The organism is Kocuria marina (assembly GCA_014652975.1).
Taxonomy (GTDB): Bacteria; Actinomycetota; Actinomycetes; order Actinomycetales; family Micrococcaceae; genus Kocuria; species Kocuria marina.
This window is the reverse complement of sequence record BMZV01000001.1, coordinates 421,584-438,806: the sequence shown is the minus strand read 5'-3', so window position 1 is coordinate 438,806 and position 17,223 is coordinate 421,584. Positions and strand designations below refer to the sequence as shown.

Annotated in this window: 16 protein-coding genes and 1 pseudogene; 14 read left to right on the top strand and 3 right to left on the bottom strand. The window is 71.0% G+C overall.

What is annotated here, in order from left to right:
- Positions 1 to 2 precede the first annotated feature (2 nt).
- On the top strand, positions 3 to 785 hold the full coding sequence (locus IE157_RS02095) for an NUDIX hydrolase (protein ID WP_098053762.1): 783 nt from the start codon (positions 3 to 5) through the stop codon (positions 783 to 785).
- A 126-nt stretch (positions 786 to 911) separates the two neighbouring features.
- Here the strand turns inward: IE157_RS02095 and IE157_RS02090 are convergent, their stop codons facing one another.
- Entirely contained in the window at positions 912 to 2,672 is a 1,761-nt protein-coding gene (locus IE157_RS02090) for a bifunctional 3'-5' exonuclease/DNA polymerase (RefSeq protein WP_098053764.1), read from the bottom strand.
- Between the two features lie 379 nt (positions 2,673 to 3,051).
- On the opposite strand from IE157_RS02090, the pseudogene IE157_RS02085 reads away from it, so the two are divergent.
- From IE157_RS02085 to IE157_RS02075, 3 genes and pseudogenes are all read left to right on the top strand, one after another.
- Positions 3,052 to 3,468 (top strand): annotated as a pseudogene (locus IE157_RS02085) (transketolase C-terminal domain-containing protein); the annotation flags it as partial.
- A 13-nt stretch (positions 3,469 to 3,481) separates the two neighbouring features.
- Entirely contained in the window at positions 3,482 to 4,342 is an 861-nt protein-coding gene (locus IE157_RS02080) for a biotin/lipoyl-containing protein (protein ID WP_193518984.1), read from the top strand.
- Positions 4,339 to 5,037 (top strand): aminoacyl-tRNA hydrolase, encoded by a 699-nt coding sequence (locus IE157_RS02075; RefSeq protein ID WP_193518983.1) that lies wholly within the window; start codon positions 4,339 to 4,341, stop codon positions 5,035 to 5,037. Before IE157_RS02080 ends, IE157_RS02075 begins: the two co-directional genes overlap by 4 nt.
- A 61-nt stretch (positions 5,038 to 5,098) precedes the next feature.
- Here the strand turns inward: IE157_RS02075 and IE157_RS02070 are convergent, their stop codons facing one another.
- Positions 5,099 to 5,656 carry a hypothetical protein gene (locus IE157_RS02070; RefSeq protein WP_193518982.1) on the bottom strand — a complete coding sequence of 186 codons (558 nt, stop codon included), beginning with the start codon at positions 5,654 to 5,656 and terminating at the stop codon, positions 5,099 to 5,101.
- 519 nt (positions 5,657 to 6,175) lie between these two features.
- Here IE157_RS02070 and ssd point away from each other — a divergent pair.
- From ssd to IE157_RS02035, 7 genes are all read left to right on the top strand, one after another.
- Positions 6,176 to 7,180, top strand: a complete 1,005-nt coding sequence (ssd, locus tag IE157_RS02065; RefSeq protein ID WP_318281260.1) for a septum site-determining protein Ssd — start codon at positions 6,176 to 6,178, stop codon at positions 7,178 to 7,180.
- On the top strand, positions 7,177 to 8,463 hold the full coding sequence (locus IE157_RS02060; protein ID WP_193518980.1) for a TadA family conjugal transfer-associated ATPase: 1,287 nt from the start codon (positions 7,177 to 7,179) through the stop codon (positions 8,461 to 8,463). The genes ssd and IE157_RS02060 overlap by 4 nt, the downstream gene beginning before the upstream one ends.
- Complete coding sequence (locus IE157_RS02055; protein ID WP_064846639.1) at positions 8,460 to 9,245, top strand: type II secretion system F family protein; 786 nt, start codon at positions 8,460 to 8,462, stop codon at positions 9,243 to 9,245. The genes IE157_RS02060 and IE157_RS02055 overlap by 4 nt, the downstream gene beginning before the upstream one ends.
- A gap of 278 nt (positions 9,246 to 9,523) precedes the next feature.
- The gene (locus IE157_RS02050) at positions 9,524 to 10,042 is read left to right on the top strand and encodes a type II secretion system F family protein (protein WP_239319099.1); all 519 of its coding nucleotides are present in this window, start codon (positions 9,524 to 9,526) and stop codon (positions 10,040 to 10,042) included.
- A gap of 184 nt (positions 10,043 to 10,226) precedes the next feature.
- Entirely contained in the window at positions 10,227 to 10,499 is a 273-nt protein-coding gene (locus tag IE157_RS02045; protein WP_064846641.1) for a DUF4244 domain-containing protein, read from the top strand.
- A 374-nt stretch (positions 10,500 to 10,873) separates the two neighbouring features.
- Positions 10,874 to 11,233 carry a TadE family type IV pilus minor pilin gene (locus tag IE157_RS02040; RefSeq protein ID WP_318281259.1) on the top strand — a complete coding sequence of 120 codons (360 nt, stop codon included), beginning with the start codon at positions 10,874 to 10,876 and terminating at the stop codon, positions 11,231 to 11,233.
- A 1-nt stretch (position 11,234) separates the two neighbouring features.
- Positions 11,235 to 11,654, top strand: a complete 420-nt coding sequence (locus tag IE157_RS02035; RefSeq protein WP_193518979.1) for an Rv3654c family TadE-like protein — start codon at positions 11,235 to 11,237, stop codon at positions 11,652 to 11,654.
- A 146-nt stretch (positions 11,655 to 11,800) separates the two neighbouring features.
- Here the strand turns inward: IE157_RS02035 and IE157_RS02030 are convergent, their stop codons facing one another.
- On the bottom strand, positions 11,801 to 14,131 hold the full coding sequence (locus IE157_RS02030) for a DEAD/DEAH box helicase (RefSeq protein WP_404820546.1): 2,331 nt from the start codon (positions 14,129 to 14,131) through the stop codon (positions 11,801 to 11,803).
- A gap of 172 nt (positions 14,132 to 14,303) precedes the next feature.
- Between IE157_RS02030 and IE157_RS02025 the strand changes: the two genes are divergently transcribed.
- Genes IE157_RS02025 through IE157_RS02015 form a run of 3 tightly spaced genes read left to right on the top strand, consistent with a single transcriptional unit; the run spans position 14,304 to position 17,097 of the window.
- Entirely contained in the window at positions 14,304 to 14,762 is a 459-nt protein-coding gene (locus IE157_RS02025; RefSeq protein ID WP_082943346.1) for a pyridoxamine 5'-phosphate oxidase family protein, read from the top strand.
- Positions 14,763 to 14,765: 3 nt separating this feature from the next.
- Entirely contained in the window at positions 14,766 to 16,661 is a 1,896-nt protein-coding gene (locus IE157_RS02020; RefSeq protein WP_064846644.1) for a DUF7059 domain-containing protein, read from the top strand.
- Positions 16,662 to 16,671: 10 nt separating this feature from the next.
- Entirely contained in the window at positions 16,672 to 17,097 is a 426-nt protein-coding gene (locus IE157_RS02015; protein ID WP_064846645.1) for a pyridoxamine 5'-phosphate oxidase family protein, read from the top strand.
- The last annotated feature ends 126 nt before the right edge of the window (positions 17,098 to 17,223 follow it).

The following is a 17,223-nucleotide window of genomic DNA, read 5'->3' as shown; positions in this document are numbered from 1 at the left end:
GCATGACCCCCTCCGACCCTCACGGGGCCGACCCCCGTGATCAGCTCGTGGAGCTCGCCCGGCACGGTGATTCCGTGATCATGCACGACCGCGAACCGTGGCGGATCGGCGAGCTGGACGAGAACCACCGGCACTCCGCGGTGCTCATCCTCTTCGGCGCGCTGGACGCCGTGCCCTCGCACTACGCCGAGCACACGGACGGGCCGGGACGTGACCTGGACGTGCTGCTCGTCCAGCGCGCCGCGACCCTGCGTGCCCACCCCGGCCAGGTCGCCTTCCCGGGCGGGCGCCTCGATCCGCCCGACGGCGAACCCGGCACCTTCCTGGACGTGCCCGGCGGGCGCGTGAGCGCACCCCATGTCCGGGCGGCACTGCGGGAGGCCCACGAGGAGACCGGGGTGGACCCGGACGGCGTGGAGGTCCTCGGTGCACTGCACCCCGTGCCGCTGCCCGTGAGCAACCACCTGGTTACGCCGGTGATCGGCTGGTGGCGCAGTCCGTCCCCCGTAGACGTGGTGGACCACGCCGAGTCCTCCCTGGTGTTCCGGGTGCCGGTGCTGGACCTGATCAACCCCGCCCACCGGTACTACGCGACCGTGACCCGCGGGCAGCACACCTACGAGTCCCCGGCGTTCGACGTGCGCGTGGCGGGCGTGGCCGAGCCCATCACCGTGTGGGGGTTCACCGGCGTCATCATCGACCGCGTGCTCGACTGGCTCGGCTGGTCCGTGGAGTGGGACCGCTCGATCAAGCGCCCCGTGCCGAGGTTCGGGCCGAAGGCATAACCCTTTCAGCGCCGTTCACCCTCGGTCCCCGTCGAGGCGCATGGTGCGGACGGTCCGCGAGGTCACCAGCAGGACGCTACTCAGGAGCGGGACGTCTCAGCGTAATGCCGGTGCGCGCAGCCGCGGTCACTTCGCATCCGCGTACGACGTCACCACCGTCGTGGCCACCGGGACCGCCACGGGTACTCTGCCGAACACCGTGATCACCGCTTGTTCGGCCGCCTGCGTCACGAGGTCCCGCACCCGGGGCGCATGCTGCTCGGCACAGTGGACCATGACCTCGTCGTGCAGGAAGAACACGAGCTGTGCGTCCAGGCCGGCGTCGTGCAGACCCTGTCGGATGTGTCCCAACCACGCGAGCGCCCACTCGGCGGCCGAGCCCTGGACCACGAAGTTCCGGGAGAACCGGCCGTGACCGCGCGCGGCCTGGGTGGCCCGGCGCTCGCCGGCCTGGGTGGCCGTGGCGCGCTGCACCTCAAACCATTCCGCCCCGGGAACGGGTGACCAGCGGCCCAGGTAGGTGCAGACCTGGTGCCCCAGCTCGCCCACGCGCGCGGCGTGTTCCACGTAACCCACGGCGCGCGGGAACATCCGGGCCAGGTGAGGCATGAACCGCCCGCCGGCCCCGGACGTCGCACCGTACATCGCGCCCAGCAGCGCGAGCTTCGCGTGCGCCCGCTCCTTTAATTCCGAACCGCGTGCCTCGCCCTGTAGTGCGATGGACTCGTAGAGGTCACGGTCGCGCGACGCCTCGGCCAGAGCGTCGTCGCGCGCGAGGATGGCCAGCACGCGCGGCTCGAGCTGGGCGGCGTCGGCCACGACGAGCGCGCGGCCGGGATCCGCGCGCACGGCGCCGCGGATGTACTTGGGGATCTGCAGCGCACCGCCGCCGCGCGCGGCCCATCGTCCGGTCACGACGCCGCCCACGACGTACTCGGGGTGGAAGCGCTCCTCCCGCACCCATGTGTCCAACCAGTGCCACCCGGTCGCGGAGAAGACCCGGGAGAGTTTCTTGTACTCGAGCACCGGTTCCACGATGGCCACGCGCTGCTCCTGCGGCCGGCCGTTGACGAGGGCCCAGTCCCGCAGTTTCCACGCGCGCGTGGTGTCCACGTCCACCCCGGCGTTGCGCAGGGCCTTGAGCAGCTCCACGGGGGAGTCCGGGTTGAGGGTGGGGGCGTCGAGCACGTCACGTACCCGCCGGGCGAGTTCTTGCATGCGCGCGGGCCGCTCCTCACCGACCGGACGGGGGCCGAGCAGCTCCTCGAGGATCTCCTCGTGGGCCCGGGGGCTCCAGGGGACGCCGTGGTGGCGCATGTCCGCGGCCACCAACGCGCCCTGGGACTCGAGGGCCAGCAGGCGTTCGATCCGCCGGGGATAGCGCGCGGTCTCGCACGCCCGGTTCTGCGCGGCGAGCTCCGCGATCAACTCGTCCGTCCCGTGCCCGCGCTGCTCGACGACGGCGAACAGCGACCCCTGGCTGCTCGGTTCGGCCGGGGCGTGCGGACCGGCCACGCGGCGCGGGTCCGCGGGTTCGATCACGGGACGGTAGTCGAGTGGGCGGGGTTCGTCCGAGGTGGGATCGGGTGCGCCGGATCCGGGGGCGGTCGCGGCCGTGGCAAGGATCGTGGCGCACAGTCCCAGGTCCCGGCAGCGGGTCACCCACACGCCCGCGGCGAGCAGCAGTGCGGCGGGGACGGAGGTCTCGAGCCACGTCCACACGGGAGGCACCACGCCCGCGGCACGTGCCGCGTTCTCGCGCCGGGCGACCTCGAAGGCGAGGCCCTCGTCCGTGACGGTGTGCGGCTCCCCGGCGGGCTTGCCGTTCGCGGAGACCACCCGCAACACCCAGGACCCGGGCTCTGCGGCGGCCACCACGATGTGCATGCTCCCAGTATGGGGCGTGGATCGGGTACACCCGGGCCCCCTGGCGGAGCCGCGCGGGATAGGCGTAGCGACCTGCATCACAGAGACCTAGTGACAATTGAATACGCGCTACTTCGAGGAGTGACATGAACGTTCACAACGAGGTGATGGATCCGGAACGAACGGGACTGGGTGAACCTCATCCCGTGCAGATGATCAGTCCCAGCGGCGAGCGTCTGTCCCCGAACGGATACGAGCTCGATACCCTCGAGATGACCGACCTGATGACCATGTACCGATCCATGGTCCTGTTACGCAGATTCGACCAGGAGGCCACGGCTCTCCAGCACCAGGGCGAGCTGGGACCGCGGCCCAGGCACCCGGGGCCGAGAACACCACCATGACCCTGGCCGCTGCCATCAACCGGGGACTGCGCAAGGCCCTCGAGGACGATCCCAGGGTCGTGCTGTTCGGGGAGGACATCGGCGTGCTGGGCGGGGTCTTCCTCATCACGGACGGACTGCAGAAGGACTTCGGCGACCAGCGGGTCATCCATGCTCCTCTCGCGGAAGCGGGCACCGTGGTGACCTCCGTGCGCAAGACGGGTCGTCTCGTGATCGTCCATGAAGCGCCCACGAGTTTCGGTGAGGGCGCTGAGATCGCCGCGCGGGTCGGGGAGAAATGCTTCTACGACCTCGAGGCACCCGTGATCCGCGTGGGCGGGTTCCACACCCCGTACCCGGCGTCGCGTTCCGAGCACCACGACTTGCCCGACGTGGACAGAATCCTCGACGGGATCGACCGGGCTCTCGAGTATGGAGGAGAAGATCATGAATACAGCCCAGTTCAAGCTCCCGGACGTCGGCGAGGGCCTCACGGAAGCGGACATCCTGACCTGGAAAGTCGCTGCCGGTGACGCCGTGAAGGTCAACCAGGTGATCGTGGAGATCGAGACCGCCAAGCCGGTCGTGGAACTGCCGTGTCCCACCGCGGGATCGGTGGCGGCGCTGCTCGCCCCCGAGGGAGCCACGGTGGAGGTAGGGACGCCCATCATCGACATCGTGGCCGAGGACGCCGCGGCGGACGGGTCCACCGGTGCACCCGCTGCCCCGGCCGGTTCTGCACGGGAGTCCGGCCCCCAGACCGGCGCGCAACCCGCGGCCGATGCCGAGGGTTCCGGTGCCACCCTGGTCGGGTGCGGGGCGCGGGAGGACACGAAGCGCCGCGGGCGACTCGGGCGACGTCGTGCCCTTGCGGAGCAGCGGGCGGCGGAGCCGGCGGGGCCCGCACCGTCCGGTCCTATCGGTCTCCACGAGGACGTGGGGGCCCCGCAGCGTCTTGAACCCTCGGTGCCGGCCCCCGGGGACACCCGTGCCCGCGCCACACCGCCCGTGCGCAAGCGGGCCAAGGACGCCGGGGTGGATCTCGCCGCGCTGACCGGAACGGGTGCGGCCGGCGAGGTCACCCGCAGGGACCTCGCGCAGCACCTGGTAGGCACCGGTGGTCTCCCGGAGGTCGCGCCGACGACGTCGCCCGGCGCCCCGGAGGGCGACGAGACGTGGACCATCCCGTTGAAGGGCGTCCGCAGGGCCACGGACCGCGGTCTCATGGTCCCCGTGGTCCCGGACACGCACGCGCTGTCCATGGGCGAGCTCGCGCTGCGGATCCGCGTGGGAGACTCGGGGCCATGAGTGCTGAGCCGACTGAGACCCACGACGTCCCCTGGGCCATGCAACTGGTGGTGTACCGGGATCGTGGGCGCCCCGCACGGGAGGTGGACGTCGCGGAAGCGGCGGCGCGCGCCGTCGTGATGCTGCTGGGCGACGAACGCAGCGCCCCGGGTGGGCCATGGCACGAGGCCGTGCGAACGTGGCGGGACGTGCAGATCCGCAAACTTGTGCGGCGCGCGGACGGCAAGCGCTGGGAGGACGTGCAGGCGTTACCCGGGGTCACGGTGGCGCAGAAGGCGCCGACTACGGCAGCGGACGAGCACGGCACCGCGGCCGTGAGGGCATTCGTGCCCGCACCCGTGCAGCCCCTGCCCAAGCAACTGCACAAGCTGCAGGTGTCCGGCACGCAATTCCCGGCCGTCGGGGCCTCGGCCACGCAGAATGCCGTGGTCACCGTGGAGGTGGCCCCGGGACTCGGGATCTCGAGCGGCAAGCTCGCGGCGCAGTGTGGGCACGCCGCGCAGCTCGCGTGGGAGGCCATGCCCGAAGCAGTGCGGGAACGCTGGCGCGTGGACGACTACCGGGTGCGCGTGGAGTTCCCCTCGCGGGAGGAGTGGGACGGGGTCCAGAGGCCGGTCACGGTCACGGACGCGGGGTTGACCGAGCTGGACGGCCCCACCGACACCACCCGGGCGTGGTGGGTGGAACCCGCCTGAGCGGCGGCTCAGCTGAGAGCCGGGCCTCATGGGGCATGCACCGCGCCCGGTCGGGCGGTGCTCAGGCCACGCTCGTGTGCGTGCGCTCGGCCTCCTGTGCCACGCCGCGGAACAGCACGGACAGGTTTGCCTCGCTCCCGGCCAGGCCCCACAGTTCCAGTGGCATCCGAGGACGCGAGGTCGCCACGATCTGCGACGCGGTCTCCGAGACGGGTCGCAAGACGAATCGGACGCGCGCGCCCCACGACGAGAACGTGATTCCCACCGAGATCCGCCCGCCCTGCGCATCGAGTTCTCGCAAGCCCAGTTCCGCGTGCTGGGCGCAGGCACGCTCGACCAGTCTCGGAAGTTCGGAGACGGGCACCGGTACCGTGAGTTGCCCTTGGCTGCGGGCACCGCATGAGGTGATGATGTAGTCCTCGCCCCGCTCGGTCTGCGGGCGCAGAGCGAAGAACCCGGGGATGATGATGACGGCCAGGAGAAGCAGAGCCACCACTATGATGCTGACCCGGCCCCAGTGGAACACCCAGAGCAGCAGGGCGAGCACCAGCAGGCAATAGAGCACATTCAGCATCAGCGCCGCGACGGCCGATGTTCGTGTCACAGGGTTGAGGTCCATCAGCTCATGGTGGTGCTTCCCCGGACAGCTGTGCACCACCGGTGACCGTTCCGTAATACTCGGCGAGCACGCACGACGGGAGGGAACCCTCCGTCCCCGCGGCGGGCGATCTGCACAGCACCCGGCACGCCGCGGCGGGTGCCCGCAACGCTGCACAGTGCGGGCCAGCGGGCGCGGAACGTGGGTGTCACCGGCCAGGTTGGTGCCATGAACACCGCATCCATCACGGCTCCCGTCGACCCTCCGGGCGCCTCGCGTCGAGCCCGCCGCGCGGCCAGTCGGTCTTACGCAGCCTTTGACAGTGGCGATGGCGATCAGGGGTGTGGTCCGCTCCCTGCCGGGCCGGTCCCCGCGGATCGCGAGTCCCCGATCGCGGCGCGCTCGCGGGCCAGCGCAGCGGGGGGACGTGCACCGAGGGGAAGCACGGCGACGGGCAGCGCGGCATCGGGCGGTGTCGCCGCGGGCAGTGCCTCGGCGGGCAGTTCGCTGGCCTGCACCGAGTTGCACGGGACCCGCGGCGTGCAGTTGCTCAGCACCACCCCTGACCTCGTGGAGGCCGTTGAGGCCGTGTGTATCGGCGCCGGGGTTGCGCTCAGGGTGACGGACGACGGTGCGGGGGCGCGAGCGGCGTCGTCGGACGTCGTGCTCGTGGATGCCGCCTGGGCCGGGGACGTCGTACCCCGCGGGGCGGTGGTCGTGGCGCTCACCGAACACGCCGACGCGTGGGACACCGCGGTGAGGTTCGGGGCGTCCGCCGTGGTGGTGTTACCGCACGCGGCCGCGTGGCTCGCGGACATGATCTCCCGCTCGTCCGATTCCGAACTGCCACGCACGACCGGGCGGGTGTACGGCGTCGTCGGCGCTACCGGGGGAGTGGGCGCGTCCACGGTGGCGTGCTGGCTCGCGGGGCACTTCGCGGCCCGGGGGGTGGACACCGCGCTCGTGGACGGTGACCCCCTGGGCGCGGGCCTCGATCTCGCGCTGGGGGAGGAAACCACCGACGGGCTGCGGTGGCCCGAGCTCAATCAGTTCTCGGGCACCGTGGCGGCCGATCAACTGTGGGCGGCCATGCCGCGCCTGGATGCCCTGCGGTACCTCTCATGGGATCGCCACGCGAGCCTAGCGCACACCGTTCCGATGGCCACGGTGATCGCCGCGCTGCGTGGCGCCGCTGCGGTCCAGGTGGTGGATCTGTGCCGCTCGGACCTCGAACGGCAAGCGCGCTGGTGCGATGCCGTGCTGGTCCTGGCTTCCCGCACCGTGCGCGGGATCCTGGCCGCGGAACACACGGTGCGGCGTTGCGCACCCGTTCCCGTGGTGAGTGCGGTGTGCGGGGTCAACGTCGCGGACGTGGATCCCCCGGTCGTGGCCGAGGCCGCCGGCGTGCCGTGCGTGGCGGCCGTGGCGTTCGACGCTCGTGTGCCCCAGCACCTCGACGATGGCACCGTCCTACGTCGCGGCCGGCGTCCCCGCCACGCGAAGGCCGTGGCGCAGATCGCCCGGGCATTGGAGGAGCTGTCATGACGGTCTCATGCACGGTGTCCCACGATCACGACGCCGCTCGGCCCGGTCCGCGCGATGCGTCGGAGTCGGAAGTAGTCGACCACACCGCAACCCGGTCCGGCCCGTGCGTCACGCCAGGGCCGGAAGCTGCCGCGCACGACGCCGCGTTCGTGGACCAGGTGCGCGAACGCCTCCTGGCCGAGGGCGGTCCGGTCACCGACACCAGGATCGCCAAGGCCGTGCGGGAGACGGGCCGGGTGCTCGGGGCCGTCGGCTCCGTCCGAGCCGCGCAGCACGTCAAGGCGCAATTGACCGGGCTCGGGCCGTTGGAGCCACTACTGCCGGCGACCGGACTGAGCGACGTCTACGTCAACGGCCACGAGAACGTCTTCGTGGAGACCCACGACGGGATCCAGCGTGTCACGAGCCCGTTCACGTCCGAGGCGCACGTGCGTGCGCTCGCGGTGCGGCTCGTGACCGCGGCCGGGCGAAGGCTGGACGACGGCCACCCGTGCGTGGACGTGCAGACCGCCACCGGGCTACGGGTGCATGCCGTGATCCCGCCGGTGTCCACGTCGGGGACACTGCTGTCCATCCGTTTCCGGGCTCCGCAACGGCTGTCGCTCGCGGATCTGGTGCACTCCGGGACCGTGCACCCGTTCCTCGCGGACGTCCTCACGGATGCCGTGGCCGCACGGGCGAATCTCATGATCAGCGGCGCCACCGGTTCCGGAAAGACCACCGTGCTGTCTGCGCTACTGTCCCAGTGCGCGCCGGGACAGCGCCTCGTGCTCGTGGAGGACGCCGCGGAGCTGAACCCCGATCATCCCCACGTGGTCGGCATGCAGTCCCGGCAGGAGAACGTGGAGGGGGCCGGTTCCGTGGACCTCACGGACCTGGTCCGGCAAGCGTTGCGGATGCGCCCGGATTGGCTCGTGGTGGGGGAATGCCGTGGCGCGGAGGTCCGCGAGTTGCTGACCGCCCTGAACACGGGGCACTCCGGTGCGGGAACCGTGCACGCGAACTCCGCGCGGGCGGTTCCGGCCCGGCTCGCCGCCCTGGGGTCCCTCGCGGGACTCAGCCGTAGCGCCGTGGATCTGCAGGCTGCCAACGCGCTGGACCTCGTGGCCCACGTGAGCCGCACCCCCGCCGGACGCAGGCTGGATTCCCTGTGCACTCTCCACCTCGAGGACGGTGTGCTGAGCACCCGGCCCGCTCTGACCGTGGAGTCCGGGCATCCGGTCGAGGGGCCCGGGTGGTCACAGCTGGCACGGCTGCTGGCCCGAGGGCGTGACGCATCATGATGCTCGCGTTTCTCCTCTTCGTCCTCACCGCGGCCGCGTTGCTCGTCTGGAGCAGTGGCGGCGCGCGCGGGGGCAGCCTCGCAGTACCCGCACACCGCTCGGGTGATGACGACGCCGACGGCGGTGCCGAGCGTTCGGTGGGCACGGGCGTGTTCGCACGGTGGCGTCGTCGTGATCGTGCCGCGGAAGCGATGCAATGGGTGACCGTGGTGCGCCGACTGGCCGCGCTGCTGCAAGCGGGGCGGGCACCCGCCCGGGTGTTCGGCGAACTGCCCGCGGTCTCCACGGGCTCGGGACCCACGGGGCGGTGGATCGCCCGGATGTGCGGGGACGTCCACGCCGCCGCCCAGGTCGGGATCCCGGTGTCCGCCAGTCTGACGCGCTTCGCGAGTGCTCCCGTGCCCGTGGGTGATCGCGCCCTCGCGGCCACCGCGCGGTCCGTGTGCGCCCAGCTCGCCGCGTGCTGGGAGATCTCGGAGCGTTCCGGGGCGCCCCTGGGGCGCACGCTCTCGGGCGTGGCGGAGTCCCTAGAATCGCAGCTGGACGCGCAGGCCGCCCGGGACAGTGCCCTGGCAGGACCGCGGGTCACGGTGCGGACGCTGTCGTGGCTGCCCGTGCTCGCGCTGGGGCTCGGTGTGCTCATGGGCACGGATCCGATCACCACGTTGCTGACCACGTGGTGGGGTCGGCTCGCGCTCGCGGCGGGTGCCGCCCTCAGCATCGCCGGGCGATTGTGGACCCGGGCCCTGATGCATCGCGCCGAAGTGGAGAGCGCGTCATGATCGGGGCGCTGATGGCGGGTGTTCTCGCGGGATGCGGTGTACTTGTGTGGCTTTCTCCCGGCTCGCGGCTGCGGATCCCCCGCGGACGACGACGTTCCCCACGTGAGCTCGGGTCGTCCCGTTCGGGGTTGAACGGTGGGTTTCTTCGTCCTGGCTCAAGGGCCACGTCGACCGTTCACGGCGGATTGGCCCGGGGCGGGGACATCGGATCGACCGGGGCGAACGGGTGGTCGTCTGGGTCATCCACGACCCCGGGAGCGACCGGGGATGCTCGGAGTGTGGCGACCTGGGCAATGCCGGCGGACGCATCGCTGGGTCCCTCGGTCCGTGCAGCAACTGCGACGGCGGCGTCGATCCCCCCTCTACCCGCCGCGGCACTCGTGGAACTCACGGCATGCCAGCTTGAGACCGGACTGCCCCTCGCGGAGGCCGTGTCCGTCCTCGCGAACAGCTGCGCTGGAGCTGTCCACCAGCAGCTGGGTCGGGTTGCGGCCGCCCTGCGACTCGGGCTCCCGTGGGACGCGGCGTGGCCCGCGGATCAAGAACTGTCCCGGGACATGCGCGACTTCCGCGACGCTCTCGAGTTCACGGCCACCTCCGCCACGGCCTCGGCGTCCGTCCTGCGGGGTCAGGCGGACCTCGTGCGGCGAGCGCAGTACCGTCGCGCCGAACGGGCGGCCGAGGCGCTCGCCGTGAAGCTCGTGCTGCCGCTCGGCCTGTGCTTCCTGCCCGCGTTCATGTGCTGGGGTGTGGTCCCCGTACTCATGAGTTTGCTGCCCAGGGTCTTCGGATCATGACCGGCCACGCGCGCCTGCACGGCGCTCACGCTGCGGGGAGGGGGAGGGGACCGCCCGCAGGATGCTGCGCCCCGATCTAGGCACGTATTTGCAACCTTCCACTTGTCACGAAGGCGGGTGCGCGACACCGCTGCCATCTCACCCCTCAACACATCACGAACACCCAACGAACAGGAATATCACCATGTCCATGATCACGCTTCCCGCCTGCACCACCGCGTTCGACGATCCCACGGAGATCCCCGTGGAGGATGCGACCCAACCGATGCCGACCGCCGAGGTGCGGCCCCGCACCGCCGTCGATCCGGACGACCCGGACCTCGGGGCGTCCACGGCGGAGTACGCGGTCATCGTGCTCGCGGCCGCCGCGTTCGGCGGCGTCATGGCCGCGGTGCTGTCCTCGGACTCCGTGTCGGGCATGTTGCTCGGCATCATCCAGAAGGCCCTGGCCGTCTGAACCGCGCACCCACCGGACCCGGGCCGTGGGAGGGCCGCGTAGGACCGGCCACCCTGCGGCCCGGGCCCGGTGCCAGAACCGCATACACCCGAACCACTCCGAGCCCCCGGGCCCGCCGCGCTTCTGTTCCGGCGGACCCGCTCGTCGGAGTGGGGCCACCACCACGCCGCCCGGAACTGCCACGGTCCCCAGTCACACCGTGGTTCGAACACCGTGGAGTGCCGGTGAGCGAGCGCGTGGCCGTCCGTAGAAGGAGGACTCCCATGAGAAGGTCAAGAACCGTGCCGGCGCACGATCGCGCCGAAGCCCCACCGGGACAGCCGGAGCGCCCACCACGACATCCGGATGCCGGAGCGGTCACGGTCGAAACGGCCGTGATGATGCCCGGTCTCGTCCTGCTCCTGGCCGTTCTGCTCGCGGCCGCAGCTGCCGGGATGACGACCGTGCGCTACGAAGAAGCCGCCCGGGCCTCCGCGCGCGCCGCCGCCCGGGGAGAAACCGCCGAGGTCGTGGAACGCACGGCGCGTGAGATCGCCGGGGACACCGCCGTCGTCCGGGTGAGCGTCGCGGACGACCGGGTCACGGTCGCGGTGAACGGCCCCGCCCCGGGGATCCTGGGGACGTGGAGTGATTGGCGCTTGCAGGCCACGGGCAGCGCGGCCGTGGACACCGCTCTCGGAAGCACCGGGGATCCGAGCGCCGGGCCGGGGACGCTTGATCATGCGAGGCCGTGACATGACGTCGGACGAGGTGCACGAGCATCGTCGGACTCGAGCAGTGGGCGCGGGAGATCATCGCGACGAGGGGTCCGGCACGGTGCACGGTCTGACACTGGCCGTGACGCTGTGCTTTGTCCTCGTGGTGGTCCTGCTCGTCGGGCAGGCCGCGATCCTCACGCACCGTGTGGCCAAGGCGGCGGATTTGGCAGCACTCGCCGCGGCCGACGTCGCTCGCGGCCTGAGCCCCGGCGTCCCGTGCGATGTGGCTGCGCGGGTGGCCGCCGACAACGGGGCGCAGTTGTCCGAGTGCGCGGTGGTGGCCCCTGAGAACACGATCGTGGACGTCACCGCGGTGATCGAGTTGCCGCAACCCCTCGCGTCACTGGGCCCGGCCACCGGGGTGTCCCGGGCCGGACCGCCGCCGGGGGAGCCGTGAGCTCCGGGAACTTCACCCCCGGAGCAGCCATCAGCCCCGCAGCAGGCGCCCGCCCCGGAGTGGTCCCCCACCTCGGAGTGGTCCCCCACCTCGGAGTAGTCAGCCATTGCGGGACGGCCACCCGCCGCGTGGCAGCCGCGAGCGCATCACGGCGCGAAGGACAGCACCCCGTTGAGCAGCTTGAGCGCCCCCGCCTTGTCGAGCGGATTGTTGCGGTTGCCGCACTTGGGGGACTGCACGCACGAGGGGCAACCGGACTCGCATTCGCACTGCGCGATCGCGTCCCGGGTGGCGGTGATCCAGTGCCGGAACATGTCGTACCCGCGCTCGGAGAAGCCCGCACCGCCGGGGTGGCCGTCGTGCACGAAGATCGTGGGCCGTTCGGTGTCCACGTGCAGGGCGGTCGAGAGCCCGCCCACGTCCCACCGGTCACAGGAGGCCAACAGTGGCAGGAGCCCGATCATCGCGTGTTCCGCGGCGTGCAGGGAGCCGGGGATGTCCGGTTCCTCGATCCCCATCGCGGCCAGCTGACCCCCGGAGACCGTGAACCATGTGGCCGTGGTGGACAACTGGCGGGGCGGCAGATCCAGGGGTTCCTCACCCGCCACCTCGTTGGACGCCACCAGTTTGCGTTGATAGCTGACCACCTGGGTGGTCACGTCCACGGCCCCGCGGTGGATGCTCACAGGACCCCACTGCATCGAATCGCGCACGTCCCGCACGCGGACCTCGGTGATGTCCCGCGCGACCGTGTAGAAGTCCGGGAACGCGCGGCGCACCGCCGCCACGTGTAGTTCCTCGTCCAGTTCCTCCACCAGATAGGTTCGGCCCTGATGCACGTAGACCGCGCCCGGGTGGGCTTGGTAATGCGATTGCGGAGCGCCCATGGTGCCGAGCACCGAGCCGGTGTCCGAGTCGATGATCTGCACGGGACCGCCGTCCCCGGAACGGATCGACACCATGGTGGCGGGCTGTTCAGACCGGGTCCAGAACCACCCGCTCGGGCGTCGGCGCAGGTGCCCCGCGTCCGTGAGGGAGTCGACGACGTCGCGCGCGGTGGGCCCGAACAGCTCGAGTTCGTCGGGGCGCAGGGGCAGTTCTGCGGCGGCCGCGCACAGGTGCGGTGCGAGCACGTAGGGGTTGGAGGCCTCGAACACCGTGGCCTCCACGGGGACGTCGAAGATTGCCTCGGGGTGGTTGACCAAGTAGCCGTCCAGGGGATCGTCACCGGCGATCAGCGCCGCCAAGGCGTGCTGGCCCGCCCGCCCGGCGCGGCCGATCTGCTGCAGGAAGGACGCGCGGGTGCCGGGCCACCCGGCGACCAGGACGGCGTCGAGCCCCGCGATGTCGATCCCGAGCTCGAGTGCGGACGTGCTCGCGACCCCCAGCAACCGCCCGTCCCGCAACTGCTGTTCCAGCTCGCGGCGTTCCTCCGGCAGGAATCCGGAACGGTAGGCGGCCACGCGATGACCGAGCGAGGGGTCCACCTCCTCGAGCTGCCGGTGGGCCGCCTGTGCGATGGTCTCCGCGCCGCGGCGGGAACGGATGAACGCGATCGTGCGGATCTGACGCAGCACCAGGTCGGTGAGCATGTCGGAGGCCTCGGCTGTGATCGTGCGGCGACGGGGCGCGCCGTTGTCCGAACCGCCGGGCGACTGTTCCGGCTCCCACAGCACCACGGTGCGCGAACCGTGGGGCGAGGTGTCACGGGTCACCGCCGTCACGTCCTGTTCGGACGCGCCGATGAGCTTGGCGAATGACTGCTGCGGGGACGCACTCGTGGCGGACGCCCCCACGAACACGGGGGAGGCCCCATAATGCGCCGCGACCCGGACAAGTCGGCGCAACAGGACGGCCACGTGCGAACCGAACACCCCCCGATAGGAATGTGCCTCGTCCACGATCACGAACCGCAGCCGCCGGAAGAACCGAGACCAGCCGATGTGATGCGGCAGGATCCCGTGGTGGAGCATGTCCGGGTTGCACAGGATCACGTCCGCGTGCTCCCGGATCCAACGGCGCTCGCCGGGATCGGTGTCCCCGTCGTAGGTCGCCGCGCGCACGTCCGCGAAACCGAGTGCACGCAGGGACGTGAGCTGGTCCGCGGCCAGGGCCTTGGTGGGCGAGATGTAGAGGGCCGTGGCCTCGTCCGGATGGTGCAGCAGGCCGGGGCGTTCGGCCACCGCGAGTTTGCCCCGGTGCACGGCGTCGAGCACGAGGGATTGGTAGACCAGGGACTTCCCCGAAGCGGTGCCCGTGGCCACGATCGCGTGTCGCGGAGCGGTCAGCGCAGCGACCTGGTGCGCGTACGGTTCATGGATACCCAGCCGTTCATATGCGCTGACCACATCCGGGTGCAGCCATTCGGGCCAGGGCGCGTGGGTGGGTTCGCGTTCCGGGATCTCGCGCACATGACGTACCTGCTCGGGGCGGGGTCCGCGTCCGAGCAGGTCCACCATCTCCTGCGAAGTCGTCACCGTGACATTGTGGCCCACGCCGGGCGGGGACGACGCCGCCCGGCCACCAATGCGCGGGGCCCGCCACGCGTCGTCGGCTCCCTGCCTGTGCGGGGACCCGGTGCCGGAATTCGATGCGGGGACGACACCGCCACCTGGCCCACGTCCCGCACCCGCATGGAATCATGGGGGTATGAGCAACGCTGAGCACCCGCACCCCATGAACATCGCCCACGAGCACGATGACGCGTCCCAGGTCCCGCCCATCACCGAGCTGAGCGAACAGGAGAGCTGGGAGCTGCTGAAGCAGGCACGCTTCGCGCGGCTGGCGACTCGCGACGGCGACGAGATCGACATCACCCCGCTGAACATCGTGACCGACGGCGAGAAGATCTTTTTCCGCTCCGCCAAGGGCACCAAGGTCCTGCACCTGCAACTGAACCCGAACGTGACGGTCGAGATCGACCGCGCCGCCGGTTCACAAGCGCACTCCGTGGTGGTGCGCGGCACGGCCGAGATGATCACGGACACGGACCGGATCGCGTACGTGGAAGAGCTTGGTCTGCGACCGTGGTTGGAGACGGAGAAGATCGAGTTCGTGGAGATCACGCCCACGCGCATCACGGGTCGCGCCTTCCGGTTGGGTCACTGACGGGTGGTCTCTTCCTGTCCCAACGACGCCGCTCCCGGGCCCGCGTTCAGCGTGGTCCCGGATGCCCCGCGCTCCGATGACCCGGAGCTGATCGCCCGCCTCCACGACGACCTCGTGGCCGCGGGGTTCACGGTGGACGGGGTCACGGACCTCGTGGGCGAGCAGGCCATGTCCGCGTGGTCGCGGGACCAGGCGGTCCCTGCCCGTCGCGCCCTGCAACGGCGCTCGCAGGACCTCCGTTCGGTGCCGGGCGGTGCGGAAGATACTCACTCCTCACCGCGCGGCGTCGGCAACGCTGCGGATTCCGCGGGCCATGACGTCGCCGCGTTGATCACCCTCGCCGCGTTCTTCCTGCTCGGGGACCCCGTAACGGCCACATCGCTCGACGCCGCGCTGCCCTCCGTGGGCGCTTCCGGCCTGCAACGGTTGGATCTGGTCGAGGCCGGCGTTGAGCCGGCCGGTGGTGCCGCCGATGCCGCCACCGAGTCGGCCGAAGGCGCCGTCGAGGCCGCTGTGCGCGGGCTCGGTGAGAACTGCCCGTCCCACGCGAACCCGGACGAGAGCGCAGCGGCGGATACCCCCGCGCCCTCCGTCACAGTGCGTTCCGCGGTGGATCTGCGGCCCTACGCCACGGATTCCTCGGCCGAGCTGTACGTCGCGAGCGACCTGGGTGCGTTCCAGCGACCGGGCGTGCTGCGCCATGACCACGTGCTGGGCATCGGGGGTGCATCGCTGACCCTCGTGCAGTCCACACCGCGCCGGCCCGTGGACACCGCCCTGGATCTGGGGACCGGATGCGGGATCCAGACCTTCCACCTCTTGGCCCACGCGCGCCACGTCACGGCCACGGACATCTCCGACCGCGCACTGGCCACCGCGCGGTTCAACCTGATCCTCAACGCCGAGGCACTGGACGTGGACCCGTGGGACTTGCCCGCCCGGGTGAGCCTGGAACGGGGGAGCCTGTTGGAGCCCGTGGCGGATCGCCGGTTCGACATGGTCGTGTCCAACCCGCCCTTCGTGATCACGCCGCGCAGCCCGGACGAACACGCCGAGGACCGCTTCACCTACCGGGACGGCGGTCTGCCGGGGGACCGGCTCGTGCGGGAATTATTGGGCGCGCTGCCCACCGTGTTGAACCCGGGGGCCACCGCGCACCTGCTCGCGAACTGGGAGATCCCGCGCGATCCGCACGAGGAGCCCTCGACCACGTGGTCCCGCGGGCCGGCGTCGTGGGTGCCGCCGGGAACCGGCGCGTGGCTCGTCCAACGTGAAGTGCAGGACCCGTGCGAGTACGCCGAGACCTGGTTGCGGGACGCGTCCCAGCAGCGCGACGTCGCCGACTACGAACGTGCCTACGCGGCCTACCTGGACGACTTCGACTCCCGGGACGTGGCCGCGGTGGGCTTCGGCATGGTGTGGTTGTACCGCCCGGGTGAGGAAACACCGGATATTGCACCGCGGATCTTCGAGACCGTCCCGCACCCGATCCAGCAACCCATCGCCCCGGCGCTCGCCGCGGAGTGGGAGCGCATGCTGCGCATGGCGCGCGACGAGGCGGACCACGGCGCTCGCGGCCCGGCAGCGGCGTCGGACACCGATCCCGCGTGGCTCGCGCGGCACTACACCGTGGCGCAGGACGTGACCGAGGAACGCCACGGCACACCCGGGGCCCCGGACCCGGCCCTGATCCTGTTGCGGCAGGGGGCGGGACTGCGTCGGAGCGTGATCCTCTCGAGCGAGGCGGCGGGCTTCGCGGGCGTGTGCGACGGCGAGCTCAGCGCGGGGCAGATCCTCACGGCCCTCGGATCGCTGCTGGGGTGGCAGGACGGCCCGGCACCCCAGCTGCTGCGTGAAATCAAAGGCCTGATCACACATGGCTTCCTGACGGAGGTGTAAGACTGAACCCATGAGCGAGAACCTGAATCCCTTCCGGGTCATGGATTCCCAGCGGGTCTGGGAGTTGTTGGGCGACATGCCGTACGGCCGCCTTGCCGTCCAGGGCGCGGGCCTCGTGGACATCTTCCCGGTCAATCACGTGGTCAGTCAGCGCAAGATCTATTTCCGCACGTCACAGGGCACCAAGCTGGCCAGCCTGGTGGTGAACAACCACGTGGCATTCGAGGTGGACAAGGTCGAGGGCACCCACGTTGAATCCGCGGTGGTCCACGGCCGGGCGCGCCGGTTGGAGACCCGGGCGGAGGTGGAGGCGGCGGAACAATTGCCGCTGACCCCATGGGCACCGAACTACAAGTTCCACTACGTGGTCCTGGAGCCGGACGACGCCACCGGACGCGAATTCACCATGGGTGAGGAACCGGATCACGACCTGTAGTGATCCAGCGTGTCGTACGCTGACGTCCCGGGCACGAAGTGAACGCGGCACGCGGAGGAATCGAGCGCCGTCGCCCACGCCCACCGGCCGATCAGCATGAACGGCCAGCATTGAACACAGACCCGC

Bases quoted from the DNA above. Each gene is read 5' to 3' on its own strand.
- IE157_RS02015 (WP_064846645.1), top strand. From the start codon at position 16,672: ATGAGCGAGAACCTGAATCCCTTCCGGGTCATGGATTCCCAGCGGGTC.
- IE157_RS02060 (WP_193518980.1), top strand. From the start codon at position 7,177: ATGACGGTCTCATGCACGGTGTCCCACGATCACGACGCCGCTCGGCCC.
- IE157_RS02090 (WP_098053764.1), bottom strand. From the start codon at position 2,672: ATGCACATCGTGGTGGCCGCCGCAGAGCCCGGGTCCTGGGTGTTGCGG.
- IE157_RS02055 (WP_064846639.1), top strand. From the start codon at position 8,460: ATGATGCTCGCGTTTCTCCTCTTCGTCCTCACCGCGGCCGCGTTGCTC.
- IE157_RS02070 (WP_193518982.1), bottom strand. From the start codon at position 5,656: ATGGACCTCAACCCTGTGACACGAACATCGGCCGTCGCGGCGCTGATG.
- IE157_RS02080 (WP_193518984.1), top strand. From the start codon at position 3,482: ATGAATACAGCCCAGTTCAAGCTCCCGGACGTCGGCGAGGGCCTCACG.
- IE157_RS02025 (WP_082943346.1), top strand. From the start codon at position 14,304: ATGAGCAACGCTGAGCACCCGCACCCCATGAACATCGCCCACGAGCAC.
- IE157_RS02075 (WP_193518983.1), top strand. From the start codon at position 4,339: ATGAGTGCTGAGCCGACTGAGACCCACGACGTCCCCTGGGCCATGCAA.
- IE157_RS02045 (WP_064846641.1), top strand. From the start codon at position 10,227: ATGTCCATGATCACGCTTCCCGCCTGCACCACCGCGTTCGACGATCCC.
- IE157_RS02095 (WP_098053762.1), top strand. From the start codon at position 3: ATGACCCCCTCCGACCCTCACGGGGCCGACCCCCGTGATCAGCTCGTG.
- IE157_RS02035 (WP_193518979.1), top strand. From the start codon at position 11,235: ATGACGTCGGACGAGGTGCACGAGCATCGTCGGACTCGAGCAGTGGGC.